This is a genomic window from Snodgrassella sp. B3800, from assembly GCF_026535865.1.
GTDB classification, from domain to species: Bacteria; Pseudomonadota; Gammaproteobacteria; order Burkholderiales; family Neisseriaceae; genus Snodgrassella; species Snodgrassella alvi_E.
The window spans coordinates 1-20,332 of sequence record NZ_JAFNPH010000007.1 but is presented as its reverse complement, the minus strand read 5'-3'; the positions used below and the strand labels follow the sequence as shown (position 1 = coordinate 20,332).

Genomic DNA, 20,332 nt, shown 5'->3' with positions numbered 1-20,332 from the left:
ACACAAATAATAATCTTAAATTACCTATGGGAACTGCAATCTATATATTTGTCCAGCACGTCCCATAGGTAATATCTTAAATACCAACTTTACCTAACTTATGCATATTTTAACCATACTACAAAGTCAATTGTCACTACAAAATAATTAGCCATTAGTAGCCTAAAGCAGTTGAAACTACGAAAGACTCAGTTATATCGGCCGACGCTACAGGATGTAGGCAATTTAAAGCATTACGCATATTCAGATTTATAACTGAATTATTCTATAAGCCGAATAAGAATTATAGATAAACACCCATTTTTTATAAGACCAAATTTATTCAAATAAATAGCATATTTTGATTAGAAGTTATATTTTGTTGATTATTAGGTTTTAAGTTTAATTTATGCTTAAACCGATAATTTATTCATAGTAAGAGAAGTTTTATTAACAGTGATACAAATAAAAAACGAGTATTAAGCTAAACAGATGAAGTTACTGGCAGAATTCTGATAGTGATTATGGACAAAAGTAGAATAAAATAGAAGAAAAAGATTATTATAAAAGAATAAAAAATAACCACATAAAACTTTAAATCAGTTAAGTCGATATCAAAACCTGATTCTGATAAATTTTAGATAATGACATAAAATTTTGAACATTTTATGCTGCTTTTCAAAATCATTTTGGAAAGAGAAAACAGAAGTGTAAAGATTTCTGCTGTAATACTGTAAAGAATTTTATGTGTCTACTATAAAGATACATCTTCGACAGATTAAAAATCATTTTATATTTATTGAAACCAAATGTAAATTAAGGTACATTTTTTATTTTATGTATCAGCTATTAACGATAGCCTGACAAAATTTTCATACTTTGCTGGTTAATTTATCCGGGGTGCCATTGGCTGAGATTACACCCGTTGAACCTGATGCGGTTAATGCCGCCGAAGGGAGTATAAAACAAGCTTTTTGAAAGATAAGTCTGTTTTATTACTCCTTAATATATTATTTATTAAAGGAGCTCATATGTCATCATTTGAATCACTGATTGAATATTGCAAGGATGACTGGAATCGTTATATTCAGCATGATTTTGTGCAGCAGCTTGGCAAGGGAATTTTAGATAAATCATGTTTTCAGCATTATTTAAAGCAGGACTATCTTTTTTTAATCCAGTTTTCCCGTGCATGGGGTCTAGCGGTATACAAAAGCCATGATATTTTGGAGATAAGACAGGCTTTAGCCAGTCTGAAAGCAATTGTTGAAGTTGAATTGGATTTGCATGTTCAGTACTGCAAAGAATGGGGTATCAGCAAACAGGAGCTTGATAATCTGCCTGAAGCCGAAGCAAATGTTGCTTATACACGTTATATGCTGGATGCGGGTCAGCAGGGTGATTTATTAGATTTACATATTGCCCTTGCACCGTGTTTGATTGGTTATGGGGTGCTGGCACGCTGGATTGAACAACAATCATGGCATCAGGCACACAATAACCCATACCAAAGCTGGATTGATATGTATACTGGTGAAGAATTTCATGCGGCTATGGAAGCTGAAATTGAATGGATTAATCAGCGATTAGCTAATATTGATTCGCAACGTTTTCAGAAACTAGTTGAAATTTTTTCTAAAGCAACGCAGTTGGAAGCTGATTTCTGGCAGATGGGACTAAATAAGAGCTATTGAATACTTTTTATGGTAATTTCCCGTCAAAAAAAATGATGGGAAAGATTCAATATGAACTGGCATTATAGGATGCCTTTATTTAGTCGGATGAATCTTAAAATAAATTTGATTCATTCTGTAAACGCCAGCTATATTCACAGTTTGCGGTTTTGGGGTGGATAGCCATGCTCCGTTCAGTGTATCTATCAGAGATATTTAAAACGATACATGATTGAATAATTATCGCTTTTTCCGAAAAGCAGTAGACAGCTTTTCCCTACTTTGGCTCTTAACTGTGTTTTAATAATGCGGCGGAATTTCATTAGCTGGATTAAACGGTTCATTATTGCTGTCTGCTTTATCCGGTAAACGTTGATACAGCAGGCGTAGTTGTGCCTGTTGTAAGTCAATAGTTTGTTGCAGCCGTGCTATGGTATCGCTTAAGCTTTGAACGGTTTCTTCTTGTAGGGCACTTTGTATTTCCAGTTCTTCGATGCGATGCTGCCATTGCATTAAGTTGTTGGTGATATTGTCCATGGTACGGCTTTTCGTAAGTAATGGGTTCAGGCTTTGGGTTCAATAAATATGAAAAAAACCTGAGCAATTAGGCTGCTCAGGTTTTTCAAACCAGTATGAAACAATTATTTCAGTTTGGTTTCTTTGTACAGTACATGTTTACGCACTACTGGATCAAATTTTTTGATTTCAAATTTGCCAGACATGGTGCGTTTGTTTTTGGTAGTGGTGTAAAAATGGCCAGTACCAGCAGAGGATTCCAGTTTGATTTTGTCGCGCATTGCTCTATCCTTAAATCACAATATGATTAAGCTTCACCGCGAGCGCGCAGGTCGGCCAATACTACATCAATACCTACCTTGTCGATGGTGCGCAAGGCAGCGTTAGAAACGCGCAGGCGTACCCAACGGTTTTCACTTTCAACCCAGAAACGACGTGATTGCAGGTTAGGCAAGAAACGGCGTTTGGTTTTGTTGTTGGCGTGTGACACGTTGTTGCCACTCATCGGGCGCTTACCGGTCACTTTACATACACGTGCCATGGTTAACTCCAAACTTCTAATAATTTTGTAAAACGCGATTTATACCATGAAAAGCAGAATCTATTCAAGGGTTAAATCATTCTGTATAGCATGTACAGGTGAAATTGTTGCGCTTGAAGCAAGGACTGGTAGCCTGAGCCTTGACTCGAAAACGGCTGGCTGAACGCTTAAGTTGCAGCCAATGGTTATATTTTCAGCATATTTCCTGTACAGCTACAGGATGGCTGAGGTAATGCAGCCATCCTGACTAAGACACCATTAATGCACGGTGGTTGTGCTTGTGGTGGTCGTAGTAGTTACGGTGGTGCTGGCAGCAGGTTCTGCTGTTTGTTGGTTCAGGCCACCACCCAAAGCTTTATAGATATCTGCACGGTTTTCCAGTAGGGTTTGCTGGGTACTGAGCAATGCCTGCTGTGCTGCATAGCTGTCACGCTCAGCATCCAGCTGCTCAAGCGAGCTGGCGATACCGTGTTTATAACGCAGTTGGGTTAGTTTGTAACGGTTGGTCTGAGCTTGCTCGCCACGACGTTTCGCTTCGTACTGTTTTTTCAGCGAATCACGTGCCACCAGTGCATCGGCCACATCGCGGAAAGCAGCCTGTACGGTTTGTTCATACTGAGCTACGGCGATGTTTTTGCGTGCGGTTGCTAAATCCAGATTACCTTTGTTCTGTCCCCATGTGAAAATTGGTAGGGTAATCTGTGGGGTGAAGCTCCATGTGCGATTCGGGCCGTTAAACAGGTGACCGATGTCATTGCTGCCTGAGCCGATGCTGCCAATCAAACTAATGCGTGGGAAAAAGGCTGCTCGAGCTGCGCCTATGTTGGCATTGGCTGATTTAAGAGCAAACTCTGCCGCACGCACATCAGGCCGCTGGTACAGGATGGTTGATGGCAAACCAACTGGTAATTCAGCATTCACAAACTGCTGGCTTAATGGAGCCGCGGCAGGCAGGTCATCTGGAAGAGGTTTACCAACCAGCAGGGTTAAGGCATTGTGTGCCTGATCCCGTGCCTGCTTAGCAGCTGCATAATCTGCACGCGCGGTTTCGATTTGTGCTTCAGCTACATCTACGTCTACCTGTGAAATCACGCCGGATTTGAATTGCAAATCAGTAAGACGCTTGCTTTCTTCACGTGATGTCAATACGCGGCTGGATAAGTCCATTTGAGCTTGGGCGATGCGTTCATCAAAATAAGCTTTAGCCACACTGGCAATTAGACTTATCTGGGTAGAATCGCGCACCTGCTTTTGCTGGAAGTATTGATTCAGTGCAGCATCAGAAAGGCTTTTCACTCGCCCAAACAGATCCAGCTCGAAAGCGGTTACGCCTAAACCCACGTTATATGATTCAGCAATATAGCTTGTTTGGCGGCCACTTGCATCACGCATAGCACTTAAATCCTGTGCTACACGAGAGCGGCCACCATTACCGGTGGCACTTAGAGCCGGCAAACGATCTGCCCGTTGGATCACGTATTGTGCGCGCACAGCTTCGACATTCAATGCCGCGACGCGTAAATCACGGTTATTGGCCAAAGCCAGACTGATTATCTGTTTCAGGCGTTCATCAGCAAAGTAATCCTGCCAACCCAGATTGGCAGCCGCTACTTCACCGGCCCGCTGATTGTTGGCTGCTGCACCAGGAAAGGTTTCTGCCATTTCAACTTTTGGCTGGTGATAGCGTGGCGCCATCGAACAGGCAGACATAACCCCGGCAATTAATACAGCCAACAGGGTAGGTTTTACAATGTGTTTCATGCTTTATCCTCTTTGTCTGTCTGGTTGCCGGACTGTATGCTGGCACCGCCATCACTGTTTACTGCAATTGGCAGGTTTTTGCTATTGTCAGGCGTGTTGCCATTTTGGTCGTTCTTTTTTCTGCTGAACAGACTACGTACAGTTGAATAGAACACAGGCACAAAGAATAAGGCCAGACAGGTGCCAACTAACATGCCCCACAATACACTGGTACCGATTGCACGCTGACTGGCAGAAGAAGCGCCATTGGCAAAATACAACGGTACTACACCCATGATGAAGGCAATAGAAGTCATCAGAATTGGACGGAAACGCAGATGAGCGGCAGCTAGTGCTGCTTCGAGCGGTGTTTTACCCTGCTCTTGCAGGTCTTTGGCAAATTCCACAATCAGAATGGCGTTTTTGGCACTCAGACCAATTACGGTAATTAGCCCCACTTGAAAATAAACGTCGTTTTCCATGCCACGCAACCACGTCCCCAGAACAACACCTAGCAAACCCAGAGGTACCACTAACATCACTGATAATGGAATGGTCCAACTTTCATACAAAGCGGCCAGACACAAAAACACTGCCAGTAGTGAGAACATATAGAGGATAGTAGACTGGTTACCTGCATCTTTTTCCTCTTTAGACAATCCTGTCCACTCATAACCAAAACCATCAGGCAGTTTGCTGGCAATTTTTTCCATTTCAGCCATAGCGTCACCGGTACTGTACCCAGGTGCAGCATTACCCGTAATAGACATCGCGGTGTAACCGTTATAACGGATGGTCTGAGCCGGACCAGTAATCCAGCGGGTTTTGATAATGCCGGCCAATGGTACGAGCTGACCTTGCGCATTGTTAACGGTTAGTTTGTTCAGGTCTTCCGGAGTCATACGTGAAGCAACATCAGCCTGCACAATCACCCGCTGCATACGACCTTTATTCGGGAAATCATTTACGTAGTTGGAACCCAGTGCCGTGCTTAGTACAGTAGCGATATCGCCAAACGATACGCCTTGTGCATTGGCTGCATCACGGTCGATATCAATTTGCAATTGCGGTTCATCTTCCATGCCATCTGGCCGTACCTGAGTCAATACCTTGCTTTCACGCGCCATTCCCAATAGCTGATTACGCGCAGCCAACAATGCTTCATGGCCTTTACCGCCACGATCCTGCAGACGGAAGCTAAAGCCAGTACTGGTACCCAGCTCAGGAATGGATGGTGGTACCAGCGCGAAGATGTAACCATCACGTACGGATGCCATCATGGCTCCGGTAATGCGGTTGGCCAGTGCATTGGCACTGTGTTGTGCCCCACTGCGTTCTGACCAGTCTTTCAACACGAGGAAGCTCAAACCTACGTTCTGTCCCTGGCCGGTCATACTGAAACCAAGTACAGATACCATGTTTTTCACTTCAGGCTGCCGGAGGGTGAAGTCTTCCATCTTTTTGAAGGTATCCAGCGTACGGTGCTGAGTAGCGCCCGGTGGCAATTGAACCAGAGCAATGGAATAGCCCTGATCTTCTTCCGGCAGGAATGAAGTAGGCAGACGCAGCATGACAAACAGTGCACAGCCGGCAATAACCACATAGATGATAAACATGCGTACACTGCGATGCAGTACATAGGCTACTTTGGATTCATATTTTTTGGTACCGCTGGTAAATTTGCGGTTAAACCAACCAAAGAAACCTTTTTTCTCTTCTTCATGCTCGGTAATCGGTTTGAGCAGTGTGGCGCATAGAGCCGGTGTCAGCGACAAAGCAAGGAATGCGGAGAAGAAGATGGCTACAGACATCACCACAGAAAACTGCCGATAAATATTACCGGTAGACCCAGAAAAGAACGCCATCGGGATAAATACGGTAATGAGTACGACAGTAATACCCACCACGGCACCTGAAATCTGTCCCATAGCTTTTTCGGTAGCTGGCTTTGGTGGTAAATGTTCGTCTGCCATGATACGTTCGACGTTTTCTACCACCACAATGGCATCATCAACCACGATACCAATTACCAACACCATCGCAAACATGGTAAGTACGTTAATCGACAGGCCGGCAAAATACATGATGGTAAATGCACCCAGCAATGCAATCGGCACCACGATGGTCGGTATCAGGGTATAGCGAATGTTTTGCAGGAACAGCAGCATTACCAAGAATACCAGTACGATGGCTTCTACCAGTGTATGTACTACTTTTTCAATAGAAATGCTGACGAAAGTAGAACTATCATACGGTGCAGACCAGCTCATGCCGGCTGGGAAATATTTCTGTAATTCCGCTAGCTTGGCTTTAACTGCATTGGCAGTGGCCAGCGCATTACCTTTGGTAGTCAGCTGAATACCAGCACCGACTACGTCTTTACCATTCAAACGGGCGCCAGTTGAGTAATCCTGTTTACCCAGCTCTACGCGGGCAACGTCTTTCAGGCGTACCAGCGAGCCATCAGTATTGGCTTTAACAATGATATTCTCGAACTGTTCAACTGTTTTTAGCTGTCCAGGAACAACAATAGTTGCAGTGGTCTGAATATTGTCTGGAGAGGGTAAGGCACCTAGGCTACCGGCAGAAATCTGCTGATTCTGTGCTGCCACAGCAGCATTAACTGCAGCTGGTGTCAGATTCACACTGCGCAGTTTGTCTGAATCCAGCCAAATTCGGATGGCACGTTCGGAGCCGAACACCATCACGTTACCCACCCCATCGATACGTTGCAGCTCTGGCTGAATATTACGTGCCACATAGTCCGCCATATCTGCCGGTGTCAGATTGGGATTATCGCTGGTATACATGGTTACCATCAGGAAGTTACTGCGTGATTTAGCAATCTGTACACCGGTTTGTTTTACCATAGCCGGCAGACGCGGCTCAGCACGCGACAAAGCGTTTTGCACATTCATCTGCGCAATATCGTCATCAGTGCCTGGATAGAAGGTTAAGGTTAAGGTACCGGTACCATTGGACAAAGATTTAGCTTCCATGTAGTCCAAATTTTCCAGACCGTTCATCTCACGTTCGATACGTGACAACACCGTATCTTCAATAGTCTGGGCATCAGCACCTGGATAGGAAATAGTAAGAGTAATAGAAGGAGGGGCTACTGTCGGATACTGTGCAACAGGTAGCTTGGTAATACACACTATACCGGCAATGATGATGAACAAAGCCACCACCCATGCAAAAATCGGTCGGTTAATAAAAAATCGTGACATATTACTTAATCCTTACTTGGCTTGTGAGGCAGATGCCGCAGAAGCCTTAGGTGCGGAAGCGGTTGTGGCTGATGGCGCACTTGGTGCACTGGCTGCGGTCGCTTTCCATGGCTGAGTTTGTACTTTCTTGGCTCCGGTTAACTGCACCAGTGCTAGGCCATCCATTGCAACTTTATCCCCTGCGCGGAGACCACCACTGATTACCCAGTTTGTGCCTTTCTGCTGTACAACGGTTACCGGACGAACAGCCAAACTACCATCGGCATTAACTACTGTAACCGTATCGCCATTGGCACCACGGGTTACCGCCTGTTGTGGCAATACAATAGCGTTCTGAATTTCAGCTTGCGGAATTTCTACCCGTACAAATTGCCCAGGCAGTAACATATCATCATCATTTGGAATTTCCGCACGCACTTTCACTTCGCCCGTGCCTTCGTCTACTGTCATATCAGTAAACAGCAGACGTCCTTTTTGAGGATATTCACTGCCATCATCCAGTTTGATAGCTACTTCCACTGCACCATTGATAGTTTTCATTTTGCCAGAAGCAATATCCTGACGGATTTTCATAGCCTGAGCTGCAGTCTGGGTCAGATCCACATATAAAGTATGTGTTTGCTGAATCAGCGCCAGCTGCGTTACATCGCCCTGCCCGACCAATGCGCCTTCAGTCACCAAAGCTTTGCCGATACGGCCAGAAATTGGTGCGCGTACATAAGCATAACCTACATTTATCTGCGCAGTTTTTATCGCAGCCTGTGCACTTTCAATCTGTGCATGTGCCAGACGCTGCTGAGCTATGGCCTGATCAAATTCCTGTTTACTGATGGCATTGGCGGCTACCAGCGGACGATAGCGAACCACGTCTGCATCAGCTTTTACTGCATTGGCTTGTGCTGTAGCCAAACTTGCACGGGCAGACTGTAATGAAGCTAGGTAAGGTGCATTGTCAATCTGGAACAATGGCTGCCCTTCCTTAACATAAGTGCCTTCTGTAAATAAGCGTTTCAGCAGAATACCGGCCACACGAGCACGCACTTCTGATTCGCGAATCGGCTTTAAACGGCCGGTCAACTCAGTGTCTACTGTAACCGTCTGTGGTTGTACCGTCAGCACGCTGACCATTGGCGCCTGTGGTGCTGGTCCGTTGTCTTTTTTGCCACATGCAGCTAAAGCCAGCGCACTGGCCAGCACTATCGCACTGATGCGCCATTTATCTGCTCTTCGATTCGTTCCCATACTCACCTCAATATGTGCATATATAATTAAAAATTAAATGAATTTTTACTCTGCTGCGCTATAAATATGACACAAATAGCGCTGGTGACGCCATTGCGGGCTGTCAGATAAAAATATCCGACAACCTGCTTATGCGACAACAGACGATTTAATCAGGAATAACTTTACGCTGCGCATTATACATGCAACAATGTATGTATACCAGATGCAATAAATTTATAACTTAGTTATTTTAATCAAAAATACATGTGTCAATCTGGATTAAATACAGATTTGCCTAATTTAATGTACAGATAAACGGAAATTTATTATGCGCAAGACCAAAGAGGAAGCTTTGCAAACCAGAGATGACCTCATGGCCGCTGCTTTGGATATTTTTTACCGGCGCGGCGTCAGCCGTGCATCTTTACAGGAAATCGCCAGCGCGGCCGGTGTCACACGTGGTGCGCTCTATTGGCATTTTAAAAATAAGGAAGACTTGTTTGACGCGTTATTCCAACAGGTTTTCAGTAAACTGAGTGAGCAGCTGCGCCATGATATTGACACCAGCTCGCCGGATGCACTACACAACCTTATGCGGGCACTGAATCAGATGTTCCAACGTATGGCCAATGATGAGCGTTATCGAAAATTCTGCTATATCCTGCATTTAAATTGTGAGCATACTGAAGACAACCGCGCAATTGTGGCGTTGTTGCAAAAATACCAAAATCTATGGTGGCAGAATTTATGTGCTGTGTTTCAGGTATGTTGCCAACAACATATTCTGCCAGAAAACATTAATATACGGCAGGCAGCCTTGTATTTTCAGGCACTATTTATCGGATTGACCAACCTGTGGCTAACAGACCCGCACAATATCGATATCACCAGCATTGCACCAAACTTTATCAATATTGCACTCGAATCACTGCACCATAATCCAAACCTGCGCCAATAGCGGATAGTGTTTTGCTAGTATGATTAAAACATAAAATTATTGTCACCAGCTCGTTTCAGAATGGGAAACACTAGCTTGTCAGTTTTAATCATCTTCCCGTACCCGTAACAGCATCACCGGAATATCAGATTGCCGCAATACCCCTTCTGCTACCGAACCCATTAGAATATGCATGAAGCCACTGAATCCATGGGTACCCATCACTAGTAAATCAACATTATGCTCCGTGGCTTCCTGAATCAACATATCAGCCACCTTATCACCTGCACTCTCAATCACCTCAACCTCGTATTGCAGACCGGATTCCTGAAGCATTTTTTCTGCTTGCTCCAGTCCTTTCTTACCGGCGGCATTGACTGCTTTACGCACTTCTTCAGATGGCAAAGCACCAACACCTCCCCAGCTAAACTGTGCTAGATCCACCACATTGACTACTCGTAAAACAGCATTTTGGCACAATCTGGCCAGCATGATGGCTTCCTGTAAGGCTCGTTTCGCAGCCGCACTTTCATCTACCGGTACCATAATTTTGTGATACATCGTTATTCTCCCTGCTCAACAAACCATAACCTGATTTGAATTAAACTGAAAAACATCAATATAACCAGAAAACTACTGGCAAAGCTTAGCACAAATTTGCCTGAAGTAAATGCCAGTCCATCAACGTTTCTTTTAAAACCTGCTACCATCTAGCTTGCATTCATAAAGGATAACCCATGAGTCGCATTCAAATTGAAACGCCAGAAAAATGGTTGTTTCACACGCGCATCAAAGTACAGATAGGCGATATTAATTACGGCAATCATCTTTCAAACGATGCCATACTACGCCTTTGTCATGAAGCGCGTATGCGTCTACTTTCAAGTTACGGATTCAACGAAATAGATATTGGCGGTACCGGCCTGATTATGCTGGATGCCGCTCTGCAATTTCAGGGACAGGGATTTTATGGCGATGAACTGGATTTTGACTTAGGAATTACCAACCTAAGCAATACAGGTTTTACCCTGATATACAAATTGCATCGCACCCGTGATGGTGCCGCCATTGCAATGGTAAAAACCGGCATGGCTTTCTTTAATTACAAGCGCCAGCGCATTAGCCGCACACCTGAAATTTTTCGCAGCGCCATCGCTGGGGTAATTGAATGAAGCAAGCTTCTACCTCTTACTGGACATTATGGGATGAGTTTTTCCAGCATTTACAACAGCGCGGATTATCTCCCTTAACCAGCACTGCCTACGAGCGTGATTTAATTCAGCTGAGTCAGCTTTTACCGGAAAATCTTAGCCCATTGAATATCACTCGTCTGCATCTGGTAGGCGCTCTAAAAAAACTCAGTGGTCTGGGAGATAAGCCTGCCTCACTGGCACGCAAACTCAGTACATGGCGGACTTACTTTAACTTTCTGCAACAACAGGGATACATCAGCGCCAACCCTACCAGCAACATCAAAGCACCTAAAGCCGGTGCTCGCTTGCCTAAAGCAGTACCGGCCGAAAAACTCAATCAGGCTTTTGACCATGCTTGTGCCAGCGACCCGCTGTCCCTACGGGATCAGGCTATTTTCGAATTATTGTATGGCAGCGGATTACGTCTGAGCGAATTGGTGCAACTAGACTTACACCATCTAATGCTGAAAGAAAATTGGGTACATGTGCGAGGTAAAGGCAATAAGCAACGTCAGGTCCCTTTAGGACAAAAAAGTATCGAAGCTTTACAGAATTATCTACCGCACCGCTACGCAGTTTCTGGAGAAAATGCAGTATTTACTAGCCGGCGTGGCACCCGTCTGAGCGCACGTCAAATTCAGAATCGTCTGAATATCTGGTCCATTACTCACGGTAGCGACCGCCATTTATCCCCGCATATGCTGCGGCACAGTTTTGCCAGCCATGTATTACAAAGCGCCCACGACATCCGCGCGGTACAGGAACTGCTCGGACACAAATCCATCAGCACAACTCAGCAATATACCAAACTCGATTTCAACCATTTGGCACAGATTTACGACAATACACATCCACGTGCCAAACGCCGTAACAAATAGCCGTTTTTATCTGAATCTGTATTATGCTTAGTCAAACCCAATCCATGATTGTCAGCATCGTGTTACTTAACCTGCTCGGCCAGCTGTCCCCTGGGCCGGATATGCTGATAATCAGCAAAACCGCTCTAAACCACTCACGACGGGCAGCATTCTGCGTTGCGCTGGGCATCACCACCGGAGTGGCTTTCTGGCTGACTCTGACCATTGAAGGCTATAGTGCCATACTGCACCAGCTACCATGGCTGCAAAACACTCTTATGCTGGCCGGCGGCTCCTACCTCATTTATTGCGGCTGGCAAATGTTACAAACCGCTATTCCTAAAAATAACGTTACTGTTCAACCCCTACAAGAAAAACATTTTTTTTGGAAAGGCCTGATTACCAACCTATCCAATCCCAAAATCGTTCTTTATCTTGGCAGCGTTATGTCTATGGCCATGGCAGATGTTCATAAGCCAACTTTAAAATATGAAATTATGATTATTTTGCTGGTACAAGTACTTCTTACCTTGTGCTTGATGTTGTGGCTGTTTTCTTTACCCGTGGTCAAACGCAACTACTTGAACTGGTGCCTGATTATCGACCGTATCGGCGGCTTTGCGTTTATTGGCTTTGGCGGCTGGCTATATTTACAGGTCTTTAGCAGCTGGCTCCACCACTAATACTAAGCAACAAGACAGATTCAAAAATCTGTCTTTTCCCCCATCTCAAAGTATTCTTCTCACACCGCACACAGCAACTCTACCGCCTGCTCCAACGTTTCCTGCCGCTTAGCAAAACATACCCGTATACATTGCTGGCTAAAACCATCATGATAAAACGCAGCCAAAGGTATTGTCGCCACTTTATATTTAGCCACTAGCTCACGCACAAACTCAGTTTCACATGCAGTACTAATAGCACTATAATCCAAAAGCATAAAATACGTACCCTGCGGCACATAAACTTTAAAACGTGAATTGCTTAAACCCGCCAGCAGAAAATCGCGTTTTTGCTGAAAAAAGTGTCCCAGATTCTCGTAGTGAGACGCATCGGCCAGATAATCAGCAATTGCATATTGCGTAGGAGTATGCACACTAAATACATTAAACTGATGCACCTTACGAAACTCAGCCATCAAGGCTGGTGCAGCCACACAGTAGCCCACTTTCCAGCCTGTAGCATGCAACAATTTGCCAAACGAGCCCACAACAAAAGTTCTCTCCCGTAACAGCGACTGTGTCAGCAATGTTTGTGGTCGGGCATCATCAAACACCAGATGTTCATATACTTCATCACTTAACACAAAAATATCATTACTCTGCACTATTTCAGCCAAAGCCGTCACATCAGCTTTATTGAATACCCGACAGGCCGGATTGTTTGGATTATTCACAATAATCAACCGTGTACGCGCCGTAACCAACGATCGGACGAAATCCCAGTCTATTGAAAAATTTGGTGCAGCCAGCTGTACCGGAACCACTTTACCCCCAAACAATGAAACCGCAGGTGCATAGCAATCATAAGCTGGCTCAAAAATGATTACTTCATCATCCGGACGAATCAGCGCTGCAATAGTGGTAAAAATCGCCTGCGTTCCGCCTGCCGTAACCGTAATTTCCTGTTCCGCATCCACACTCAGCCCATGCACCCGCTGAAACTTTTCCTGGATACGCAGTCGCAAACCCACCACACCAGCCATAGGCGCATATTGATTATTTCCCGCACGCAGATAATGCTCTACCAGTTCGATTAATTGCTTATCTACCGTATAGTCAGGAAAACCCTGAGACAAATTTAGCGCATCATACTTTGCGGACAAAGCCGACATGACACTGAAAATCGTTGTTCCTACATTGGGCAGCTTAGATTGCAGATTCAGCATAATTTTCACCTACGAAAAAATCATCATATAACCATCCAACCAAATTTAACAATTAGTTTTTATTAACCAACACAAGTATTCACATCACCAACAAAGAAGACTAAACTATTCGCATAATTTACAAAAGGAAACTAAATCATGAAAAAAAGCATTTTAGGATTATGTCTCACCCTTGGACTCGCTGGCTCTGCCATGGCTCAGACTCACTGGGGTTATCAAGGTGACTATGCACCGGATAATTGGGGAAAAATGTCTGACGCGCAAACCTGCTCCACAGGTAAAACCCAATCCCCGATAGACATCTTTAATAGCAAAACCAACCATAAACTTCCACCTCTGAATTTCGACTATCGCCATGCCGATATCAAACAGATAGTCGACAACGGCCATTCCCTTCAGTTCAATTTCGACTCAAACAGCAATTTGACCTACAACAATAAAACTTACACACTGGTTCAGTTCCATGCCCACGAACCAGCTGAACACACTATCAACGGCATACGCTATCCTCTTGAGCTGCATTTTGTACATCAGGCCGCTGACCACAGCAATTTAGTTGTAGCAGTATTTGTACAAGAAGGTCAGCAAAACTCCTATTTTGAAAAATTGTCTGTATTCAAAAAACTGGCTAAAAATGGTAGCGAAAACACTGATATCTTATTTAATCCCGAACACCTCTACCCGCACAATCATAGCTATTACCGCTATACCGGCTCTTTGACCACTCCACCATGCAGCGAACCCGTAACATGGATATTATTCCGCCAACCGATTACGTTATCCAAAGCAGAAATTGCAGAAATCGCACAATACCTACCTAAAAATAACAACCGCCCCGTGCAACAACTGAACAACCGCATAATAGAAAACAACTGATCCCATCCTCTTATGCAAGCAGTCAGGCCACAAATAGCCTGACTGTAAATTTTTCAGTACACCACAATCAAAAGCGCACAAACATAACGAATCCATTGCTTAGAATTTCATCTAAAGTGGCATGGCGTAATTTATCAAAAGAATCAAGTTCCATTTGTTCAAGTCTGTCAATAATTTCGCTACCCACAAATTTTAGTTGTAATAATAGTTGTGGCTCTGTTTCTGAAAAAGCCATATCAATTCCTAATTGATTACATTGATATTAATTTTAAGTTACGTTTAAACTAGTTCACTTAACTTTTTCCACTTTCTGATTTTGGTTCGAAATGATTTAAACGGTGCCACAGAATTGATATGAATAAAGCGCGCTACCGTCCAAGATTCAGGGAAAGGTTTAGTCCAATTACGTGTGTCTTTAATAAATAACGTATCATCATCCAAAGATTCAATCCAATTATTCCAGATAACAAGTTTCTCGTTAAATAATGTAATCAATTCTTGTAATGAATAATCCTGATAAATCTTATAAAAGTGTTGATATAATGTGCCTAACTGATTCCATTTGTAGCCTTCTGCAGGTAATGTTGGGATTTTTCCTGCAAGTTCATCATCATCCCAAGACTTAACAAGATCCAGCCATCCTAACTGATAAGCAATCATTTGCGCAGGAGTACGATCTACACCATGAATTAACTCATCTTTTTGAGATTCTGTTAACGTATCAAATTCTTCAATAAACAATTTAGCGGTTTTGTTTATTTCATTCAATAACTGTTGTTTACTGGTATAAGCCATAGGGCAAACTATCCTTATTTTCTTTATTTTTAAACTGCTTTAATTCTTCATCAATAAAATAACGAACCAAATTTGTATATAACTCTTTAATAATATCGCCATTTAGTCCTAACTCATTGGCCCAAAGCTTCCGTTGTTCAAGCATAGTGTCAAAACGGGCCTTGGCTTGTACAGCACTAGCACTTTTTTAAATTCACTAGCAGCATTATCATATTCAAAGCGAGCCCAATAGCTTAATAACAGTGTGATCAATCTGATCTATCTCTAAACGAATATCTTCCATATTACAACTCCATTCCAAAATATTTTTCAATTAACAAAAAGCTTCATATTCAGCACAAAACCCAGCATTAAAACCATAATTTGAGTTTAAAATTAGAATAAATATACACCCATAACAAATTAAATTAAAATACTAATAAGAAAGATTATAATTTTAATTTATCTTAACCTTTACCAGTCAGGCTCTCATGCAACCCGCCTGTCATACCCGTTTTCTCTCTCCAGTTTGTACTGTTTACGCCAGCTTATTTATTATGCAGCCGGTTCTGGCCGAGGATCAAAGTGAACACAACAACCTTAACAGCTGCGCCCTGCCCACCATTACCGTCATCGCCAGCAAACCTAACAAAGATTTAGTTGGCATCAACAACCCAAGTCAGCAACATCCGTCCGAATAGCGACCATAAAATAAGTTGGTCAATAATGAACAGCAATCACAGCGGCTGGGAACCATTTGCCGCCATGCGCGACGAAATGCCCTACCCCAGTGAGGCTGAAATCAAAAAATACGGACTAGATGGCGCATGGAAACGCAAACTGGTGTACCGCATCAAAACGACAAAAGCGCCAATCTCACCTATGAATACACGTCCGATAGCCCACTCATTATCCTAAGTAAGTGCTTTAATTACTCAAAACCCACCAGCATGATACCCGTCCCGAAAACGCCTCCAATTTTGCCTCCAGCAATATGGGCAATGAAAGCTGGAAGGCTCAATATTTTGCAACGTTAGCTCTAACTACTTCCCAGTATGTGCGCTTAACAGCAAATATTGGCTGTCCATTCTATGCTTATTTTTTTGCAGAAATATTTTTTATCCTGATTAAAAAATTTTTTTCTGATTTATCTGTTTTACTAAAACCTGCGTTAAATAATTATTATGCATATTAACCAACGGAGACTATGCTACAAAATTCAAAAAAATTTTTTACATTTTATCTGATTAAAAATTTTTCAGAAAACTCAGAGAACTCTGCTATTCTGTTAGTACAACAAATTGCTTATTATGTCCAGCAACTTAATATATCCCTACCACAGATGACAAAGGAAAATCAGATGCAAATTACCATTTTGCTTTACCCAGACTTTGAAACACTAGATGTATTCGGGCCAGTAGAAATATTTGGCAAAGTACCGGACTGGCGCATACAGTATTATTCACAAAACGGTGGTCTTATCTGCAATCAGGATAACATCAGTATCTCAACTGAAAACTTTGCATCCATTCCCCAAAATATAGATACCCTTTTTATACCCGGTGGGCCCGGCACACGTAGCCTGATACAGCAAACTGATTTTATCCAGCAACTAAAATCACTAGCACAAAAAAGCACGTATGTGCTCACCGTTTGCACCGGCAGCGCCCTGCTGGCCAAAACCGAATTACTCGATGGACGCAAGGCAACATCCAACAAACGCGTCTTTGACTGGGTAAAAACCTCATCAGCAAAAACCAAATGGATAGAAAAAGCCCGCTGGATTACAGACGGCAAATACTACACCTCTTCCGGTATCAGTGCAGGAATGGACATGGCATTAGCATTTGTGCAAAACAGAACGGATAAAAATACCGCCGAAAAAATTGCCACCAGAATCGAATACCACTGGCAGCAGGACAGCCAGCAAGATGCATTTTGTTCGAACAATCAACTAAATTAGAAACAGCCTAATAATAGCTAAATCATTACACAATCAAGCTCATAAAAGATGCTGCGAATTTGTGCGCAAAGTTAGCTCATCCCGTTTACACAGAATAACACCAGCAAACGGTATGATATTCAGCACAAAGTCACCCCATAAGCCCTATCAGAATCGGATTAAAAATCAACCATGCTGTTAAACGAACAACAAAAAATCGGCCTGTTTTTCGTCGTATTGTATTCAATATTTTTTATCATATTTATGCAAATACACCTGATGTCTGGCGTAATTTCCGGCCTCCTTACCTATACTCTTACCCAGAAATTGGAAGATTATCTGGCCACCAGAATGCAGCGCTGGGGTAGCAAAGCCAAAATTTTTTCAGTACTTTTGCTCTCACTGCTCATCATGATCTTACTCATAGGCGGTTTCAGCTATCTTATCAGCTGGGTAATCAGCGTAGCCAAAGACCCCCAGCAGACTCTTACTCACATACAGAATCTCTTTAACAGCATCGCCAGTGCCTTGCCAAAAGAATTAAGTAATTACCTTCCGGATGACCTCGTAGAATTACGCGCCAATGCTCTTAACTTCATAAAAGAGCATGTACTTTACTTGCAATCAGTCATTAAACAACTTTTTCACTCCCTACTTATCATTATAATTGGCATGATAATCGGTTTAATCGCCGGCTATCAGCAGAACAAGCGCAGTATCAACGAAACCTCAACCTCTCCCACCATCTACATGCAGGCACTCAAAGATGGCCTCGACCGTCTGGTGCTGGTTTTCCAATACGTTGCTTTCTCTCAGGTAGTCATTGCATTATTCAATGCCATCATGACAGCCATCTTCCTATTAATTGTTCTACCCATCTTCGGCATACACCTGCCCTTCAGTAAAAGCCTAATACTTGCCACTTTCGTACTCGGCCTCATACCCATCATCGGCAACTTAATTGTCAATACCATTATGTGTCTGGTTGGCTTCACAGTTTCCTTCTGGATAGCAGTAATTGTACTCATCTATTTAATTATCATTCACAAAGTCGAATATGTACTCAATGCCAAAATTGTTGGCAGCAAAATACATGCAGGCATCTGCGAATTATTGATTGCCATGGTATTTTCTGAAACTTTGTTTGGTGTAATTGGGCTTGTATTTGCCCCCATTTTTTACGCCTTTCTAAAACTGTCTCTCAAGCAGCTAAAAATCATTTAACTCAGTTCATCAGCAGACAACAAAAAAGGCCATCAACCATGGCCTTTAATCATTTCAGCGTTTATAGTGCTCCACATCCGGTAACAAAACCGTCAGCATGCCCAGCAACGGCAAAAAAGAGCAGAACTTAAAAATAAGCTGCAAACTGGTTTTATCGGCCACATAACCCAACACCGCAGCCGCAATACCACTCATACCGAACATCAGACCAAAAAACAGTCCAGCAATCAAACCTACCCGTCCCGGTATCAACTCCTGTGCATACACGATAATAGCCGCAAAAGCTGAAGAAATAATCAGACCAATCAAACAGCTCAGCACCGCCGTACCCCAGAGATTGGCATACGGCAAAGCCAGCGTAAATGGCGCAGCCCCAAGAATAGAAAACCAAATAACATACTTGCGTCCGACACGATCACCAATCGGTCCGCCGGCAAACGTTCCAATCGCCACACAGGCCAGAAACAAGAACAGAAACAGCACCGCCGTTTGCTTTGGTAAAGCAAATTTTTCTATCAAATAAAAACTGTAATAATTACTCATACTGGCCATATAAAAATACTTGGAAAAAATCAGCACAGCCAGAATAAATAATGCTAAAACCGTCTTATTATGGTCATAAGGTAAAACCATGCTTACTGCCTTCTTGTGTTTGCTAGCCGCCAAATGATGAGCACTCCATGCACTTATCCGACTGAGCAAAGCAATAGCCAAAACACCAATACACACAAACCACAGAATATTAGCTTGACGGTTATATCTCAGAACCACAAAACTCACCAGCAAAGGCCCCAGCGACGAACCCAGATTACCCCCTACCTGAAACGCCGATTGAGCCAGACCATAACGGCCTGCCGAAGCATTACGCGCCACACGCGAAGCTTCCGGATGGAAAGTAGACGAACCAACACCTAGAAAAGCGGCTGCTACCAGCAACAAATAAAATTGATTTGCTAGACCCAGCAGACACAAACCAAATGTCGTCGAAACCATTCCCAAAGGGAGCAAATAGGGCTTCGGATGCTTATCCGTATAAAAACCAATCGCTGGCTGTAAAATCGAAGCCGTGAATTGATAAACCAGACTAATACAGCCCACCTGTGCAAAAGTTAAGCGGTACTTTTCTTCCAGTAAAGGATAAGTGGCCGTGAGCATTGACTGAATCAAGTCATTACACAAATGCGCACCGGCCACCATCAAAATGACTGAAAGAAACAACTGATTAGAAGATAACTGCTTATCCTGATGATTCATAACATTCAATTCACGACGATTACTAAAATAATAACAACTAATTTATCTACAAACAGAAGTTTGCAGATAATCACTAATCTTCTTCGTTTCCTGTCCGATTCACTCCAGACAGTAACTCAAACCACCGATTAGCATATTCAGATTTCATGCAAAAAAATACCAATTCTACCGCATCGACCATAGCCATACTGCTCAGACCATCACGTTCAGCCAGCAGCTTACCCAGCGCCTGTAATATATCAGTAAAATTTAACTGTTCCGATTCACAACAATACAATAAACAAGTCAAATTTTCATGACTGAGCAAATTTGCTTTTTTAACCAGCGGCACAGAATTATCCTCTTTTACCGTAACAAATTTTGTATTCAGTAATAACACGCCCGTTCGCTTTTGGTCGGGAAACCACCGGCCTGCCGCAGGAGTTCGCACAGGCCAGATCAGATCACTGCCTGCGTATCCCTCAGACTTCCCATATCCGCTCAT

At 43.2% G+C, this 20,332-nt stretch carries 23 protein-coding genes and 1 riboswitch; of the genes, 10 read left to right on the top strand and 13 right to left on the bottom strand.

The features are described 5' to 3' along the window. Positions 1-865: 865 nt before the first annotated feature. A riboswitch (TPP riboswitch) is annotated at positions 866-955 on the top strand. Positions 956-1,010: 55 nt separating this feature from the next. Continuing rightward, positions 1,011-1,673, top strand: coding sequence for a thiaminase II (gene tenA / locus J3U64_RS08915; RefSeq protein WP_267408981.1), 663 nt, complete (start codon positions 1,011-1,013; stop codon positions 1,671-1,673). A gap of 279 nt (positions 1,674-1,952) precedes the next feature. On the opposite strand, the gene J3U64_RS08910 is transcribed toward tenA, so the two are convergent. The 6 genes from J3U64_RS08910 to J3U64_RS08885 all read right to left on the bottom strand — a co-directional run bounded on the left by J3U64_RS08910 (position 1,953) and on the right by J3U64_RS08885 (position 8,921). Beyond that, entirely contained in the window at positions 1,953-2,189 is a 237-nt protein-coding gene (locus J3U64_RS08910; protein WP_100156453.1) for a SlyX family protein, read from the bottom strand. 104 nt (positions 2,190-2,293) lie between these two features. Continuing rightward, positions 2,294-2,449, bottom strand: a complete 156-nt coding sequence (gene rpmG, locus J3U64_RS08905) for a 50S ribosomal protein L33 (RefSeq protein WP_025329834.1) — start codon at positions 2,447-2,449, stop codon at positions 2,294-2,296. Between the two features lie 26 nt (positions 2,450-2,475). Continuing rightward, a complete protein-coding gene (rpmB, locus tag J3U64_RS08900) occupies positions 2,476-2,709 on the bottom strand; it encodes a 50S ribosomal protein L28 (RefSeq protein ID WP_002216391.1) in 234 nt (77 codons plus the stop codon). A 258-nt stretch (positions 2,710-2,967) separates the two neighbouring features. Continuing rightward, positions 2,968-4,470: an efflux transporter outer membrane subunit gene (locus J3U64_RS08895; RefSeq protein ID WP_267408980.1), complete on the bottom strand. Its 1,503-nt coding sequence runs from the start codon at positions 4,468-4,470 to the stop codon at positions 2,968-2,970. Beyond that, positions 4,467-7,679, bottom strand: coding sequence for an efflux RND transporter permease subunit (locus tag J3U64_RS08890; protein WP_267408979.1), 3,213 nt, complete (start codon positions 7,677-7,679; stop codon positions 4,467-4,469). Before J3U64_RS08890 ends, J3U64_RS08895 begins: the two co-directional genes overlap by 4 nt. A 12-nt stretch (positions 7,680-7,691) precedes the next feature. Beyond that, complete coding sequence (locus J3U64_RS08885; RefSeq protein WP_267408978.1) at positions 7,692-8,921, bottom strand: efflux RND transporter periplasmic adaptor subunit; 1,230 nt, start codon at positions 8,919-8,921, stop codon at positions 7,692-7,694. Positions 8,922-9,231: 310 nt separating this feature from the next. On the opposite strand from J3U64_RS08885, the gene J3U64_RS08880 reads away from it, so the two are divergent. Then, complete coding sequence (locus J3U64_RS08880) at positions 9,232-9,861, top strand: TetR family transcriptional regulator (protein WP_267391876.1); 630 nt, start codon at positions 9,232-9,234, stop codon at positions 9,859-9,861. Positions 9,862-9,945: 84 nt separating this feature from the next. Here the strand turns inward: J3U64_RS08880 and J3U64_RS08875 are convergent, their stop codons facing one another. Further along, complete coding sequence (locus J3U64_RS08875) at positions 9,946-10,401, bottom strand: universal stress protein (protein ID WP_100140865.1); 456 nt, start codon at positions 10,399-10,401, stop codon at positions 9,946-9,948. 176 nt (positions 10,402-10,577) lie between these two features. On the opposite strand from J3U64_RS08875, the gene J3U64_RS08870 reads away from it, so the two are divergent. Genes J3U64_RS08870 through J3U64_RS08860 form a run of 3 tightly spaced genes read left to right on the top strand, consistent with a single transcriptional unit; the run spans position 10,578 to position 12,573 of the window. Further along, a complete protein-coding gene (locus tag J3U64_RS08870) occupies positions 10,578-11,012 on the top strand; it encodes an acyl-CoA thioesterase (RefSeq protein ID WP_267408977.1) in 435 nt (144 codons plus the stop codon). Continuing rightward, positions 11,009-11,911 (top strand): tyrosine-type recombinase/integrase, encoded by a 903-nt coding sequence (locus J3U64_RS08865; protein ID WP_267408976.1) that lies wholly within the window; start codon positions 11,009-11,011, stop codon positions 11,909-11,911. Before J3U64_RS08870 ends, J3U64_RS08865 begins: the two co-directional genes overlap by 4 nt. Positions 11,912-11,934: 23 nt before the next feature. Beyond that, the gene (locus tag J3U64_RS08860) at positions 11,935-12,573 is read left to right on the top strand and encodes a LysE family transporter (protein ID WP_267408975.1); all 639 of its coding nucleotides are present in this window, start codon (positions 11,935-11,937) and stop codon (positions 12,571-12,573) included. Positions 12,574-12,632: 59 nt separating this feature from the next. Here J3U64_RS08860 and J3U64_RS08855 read toward each other — a convergent pair whose 3' ends face one another. Beyond that, positions 12,633-13,778 carry a methionine aminotransferase gene (locus tag J3U64_RS08855; RefSeq protein WP_267408974.1) on the bottom strand — a complete coding sequence of 382 codons (1,146 nt, stop codon included), beginning with the start codon at positions 13,776-13,778 and terminating at the stop codon, positions 12,633-12,635. Between the two features lie 138 nt (positions 13,779-13,916). Between J3U64_RS08855 and J3U64_RS08850 the strand changes: the two genes are divergently transcribed. Beyond that, positions 13,917-14,654 (top strand): carbonic anhydrase, encoded by a 738-nt coding sequence (locus tag J3U64_RS08850; protein WP_267408973.1) that lies wholly within the window; start codon positions 13,917-13,919, stop codon positions 14,652-14,654. A gap of 67 nt (positions 14,655-14,721) precedes the next feature. Here the strand turns inward: J3U64_RS08850 and J3U64_RS08845 are convergent, their stop codons facing one another. The 3 genes from J3U64_RS08845 to J3U64_RS08835 are packed head-to-tail and all read right to left on the bottom strand — an operon-like array spanning position 14,722 to position 15,594. After that, positions 14,722-14,889, bottom strand: coding sequence for a hypothetical protein (locus J3U64_RS08845; protein WP_267408972.1), 168 nt, complete (start codon positions 14,887-14,889; stop codon positions 14,722-14,724). Positions 14,890-14,933: 44 nt separating this feature from the next. Next, positions 14,934-15,449: a ClbS/DfsB family four-helix bundle protein gene (locus J3U64_RS08840; RefSeq protein WP_267408971.1), complete on the bottom strand. Its 516-nt coding sequence runs from the start codon at positions 15,447-15,449 to the stop codon at positions 14,934-14,936. After that, positions 15,433-15,594 (bottom strand): hypothetical protein, encoded by a 162-nt coding sequence (locus J3U64_RS08835; RefSeq protein WP_267408970.1) that lies wholly within the window; start codon positions 15,592-15,594, stop codon positions 15,433-15,435. The genes J3U64_RS08840 and J3U64_RS08835 overlap by 17 nt, the downstream gene beginning before the upstream one ends. 325 nt (positions 15,595-15,919) lie before the next feature. On the opposite strand from J3U64_RS08835, the gene J3U64_RS08830 reads away from it, so the two are divergent. The 4 genes from J3U64_RS08830 to J3U64_RS08815 all read left to right on the top strand — a co-directional run bounded on the left by J3U64_RS08830 (position 15,920) and on the right by J3U64_RS08815 (position 18,594). Beyond that, on the top strand, positions 15,920-16,129 hold the full coding sequence (locus tag J3U64_RS08830; protein WP_267408969.1) for a hypothetical protein: 210 nt from the start codon (positions 15,920-15,922) through the stop codon (positions 16,127-16,129). Between the two features lie 25 nt (positions 16,130-16,154). Continuing rightward, positions 16,155-16,346, top strand: coding sequence for a hypothetical protein (locus J3U64_RS08825; protein WP_267408968.1), 192 nt, complete (start codon positions 16,155-16,157; stop codon positions 16,344-16,346). A gap of 442 nt (positions 16,347-16,788) precedes the next feature. Next, the gene (locus J3U64_RS08820; protein WP_267408967.1) at positions 16,789-17,391 is read left to right on the top strand and encodes a DJ-1/PfpI family protein; all 603 of its coding nucleotides are present in this window, start codon (positions 16,789-16,791) and stop codon (positions 17,389-17,391) included. Positions 17,392-17,562: 171 nt separating this feature from the next. Continuing rightward, positions 17,563-18,594: an AI-2E family transporter gene (locus J3U64_RS08815; protein WP_100140875.1), complete on the top strand. Its 1,032-nt coding sequence runs from the start codon at positions 17,563-17,565 to the stop codon at positions 18,592-18,594. Positions 18,595-18,648: 54 nt separating this feature from the next. Here the strand turns inward: J3U64_RS08815 and J3U64_RS08810 are convergent, their stop codons facing one another. Together J3U64_RS08810 and J3U64_RS08805 are read right to left on the bottom strand one after the other, a co-directional pair. After that, the gene (locus tag J3U64_RS08810) at positions 18,649-19,848 is read right to left on the bottom strand and encodes an MFS transporter (protein ID WP_267408966.1); all 1,200 of its coding nucleotides are present in this window, start codon (positions 19,846-19,848) and stop codon (positions 18,649-18,651) included. A gap of 73 nt (positions 19,849-19,921) precedes the next feature. Next, positions 19,922-20,332, bottom strand: a 411-nt coding sequence (locus J3U64_RS08805; RefSeq protein WP_267408965.1) for a hypothetical protein, incomplete at its 5' end; no start/stop codon positions are given.

Excerpts from the sequence above, each read along its gene's own strand:
- J3U64_RS08830 (WP_267408969.1), top strand. The coding sequence starts at position 15,920 with ATGCAACCCGCCTGTCATACCCGTTTTCTCTCTCCAGTTTGTACTGTT.
- J3U64_RS08815 (WP_100140875.1), top strand. The coding sequence starts at position 17,563 with ATGCTGTTAAACGAACAACAAAAAATCGGCCTGTTTTTCGTCGTATTG.
- J3U64_RS08880 (WP_267391876.1), top strand. The coding sequence starts at position 9,232 with ATGCGCAAGACCAAAGAGGAAGCTTTGCAAACCAGAGATGACCTCATG.
- J3U64_RS08825 (WP_267408968.1), top strand. The coding sequence starts at position 16,155 with ATGAACAGCAATCACAGCGGCTGGGAACCATTTGCCGCCATGCGCGAC.
- J3U64_RS08820 (WP_267408967.1), top strand. The coding sequence starts at position 16,789 with ATGCAAATTACCATTTTGCTTTACCCAGACTTTGAAACACTAGATGTA.
- J3U64_RS08810 (WP_267408966.1), bottom strand. The coding sequence starts at position 19,848 with ATGAATCATCAGGATAAGCAGTTATCTTCTAATCAGTTGTTTCTTTCA.
- J3U64_RS08855 (WP_267408974.1), bottom strand. The coding sequence starts at position 13,778 with ATGCTGAATCTGCAATCTAAGCTGCCCAATGTAGGAACAACGATTTTC.
- rpmG (WP_025329834.1), bottom strand. The coding sequence starts at position 2,449 with ATGCGCGACAAAATCAAACTGGAATCCTCTGCTGGTACTGGCCATTTT.
- J3U64_RS08870 (WP_267408977.1), top strand. The coding sequence starts at position 10,578 with ATGAGTCGCATTCAAATTGAAACGCCAGAAAAATGGTTGTTTCACACG.
- J3U64_RS08840 (WP_267408971.1), bottom strand. The coding sequence starts at position 15,449 with ATGGCTTATACCAGTAAACAACAGTTATTGAATGAAATAAACAAAACC.
- tenA (WP_267408981.1), top strand. The coding sequence starts at position 1,011 with ATGTCATCATTTGAATCACTGATTGAATATTGCAAGGATGACTGGAAT.
- J3U64_RS08910 (WP_100156453.1), bottom strand. The coding sequence starts at position 2,189 with ATGGACAATATCACCAACAACTTAATGCAATGGCAGCATCGCATCGAA.
- J3U64_RS08875 (WP_100140865.1), bottom strand. The coding sequence starts at position 10,401 with ATGTATCACAAAATTATGGTACCGGTAGATGAAAGTGCGGCTGCGAAA.
- J3U64_RS08845 (WP_267408972.1), bottom strand. The coding sequence starts at position 14,889 with ATGGCTTTTTCAGAAACAGAGCCACAACTATTATTACAACTAAAATTT.
- rpmB (WP_002216391.1), bottom strand. The coding sequence starts at position 2,709 with ATGGCACGTGTATGTAAAGTGACCGGTAAGCGCCCGATGAGTGGCAAC.
- J3U64_RS08850 (WP_267408973.1), top strand. The coding sequence starts at position 13,917 with ATGAAAAAAAGCATTTTAGGATTATGTCTCACCCTTGGACTCGCTGGC.
- J3U64_RS08895 (WP_267408980.1), bottom strand. The coding sequence starts at position 4,470 with ATGAAACACATTGTAAAACCTACCCTGTTGGCTGTATTAATTGCCGGG.
- J3U64_RS08835 (WP_267408970.1), bottom strand. The coding sequence starts at position 15,594 with ATGCTTGAACAACGGAAGCTTTGGGCCAATGAGTTAGGACTAAATGGC.
- J3U64_RS08865 (WP_267408976.1), top strand. The coding sequence starts at position 11,009 with ATGAAGCAAGCTTCTACCTCTTACTGGACATTATGGGATGAGTTTTTC.
- J3U64_RS08885 (WP_267408978.1), bottom strand. The coding sequence starts at position 8,921 with ATGGGAACGAATCGAAGAGCAGATAAATGGCGCATCAGTGCGATAGTG.
- J3U64_RS08860 (WP_267408975.1), top strand. The coding sequence starts at position 11,935 with ATGCTTAGTCAAACCCAATCCATGATTGTCAGCATCGTGTTACTTAAC.
- J3U64_RS08890 (WP_267408979.1), bottom strand. The coding sequence starts at position 7,679 with ATGTCACGATTTTTTATTAACCGACCGATTTTTGCATGGGTGGTGGCT.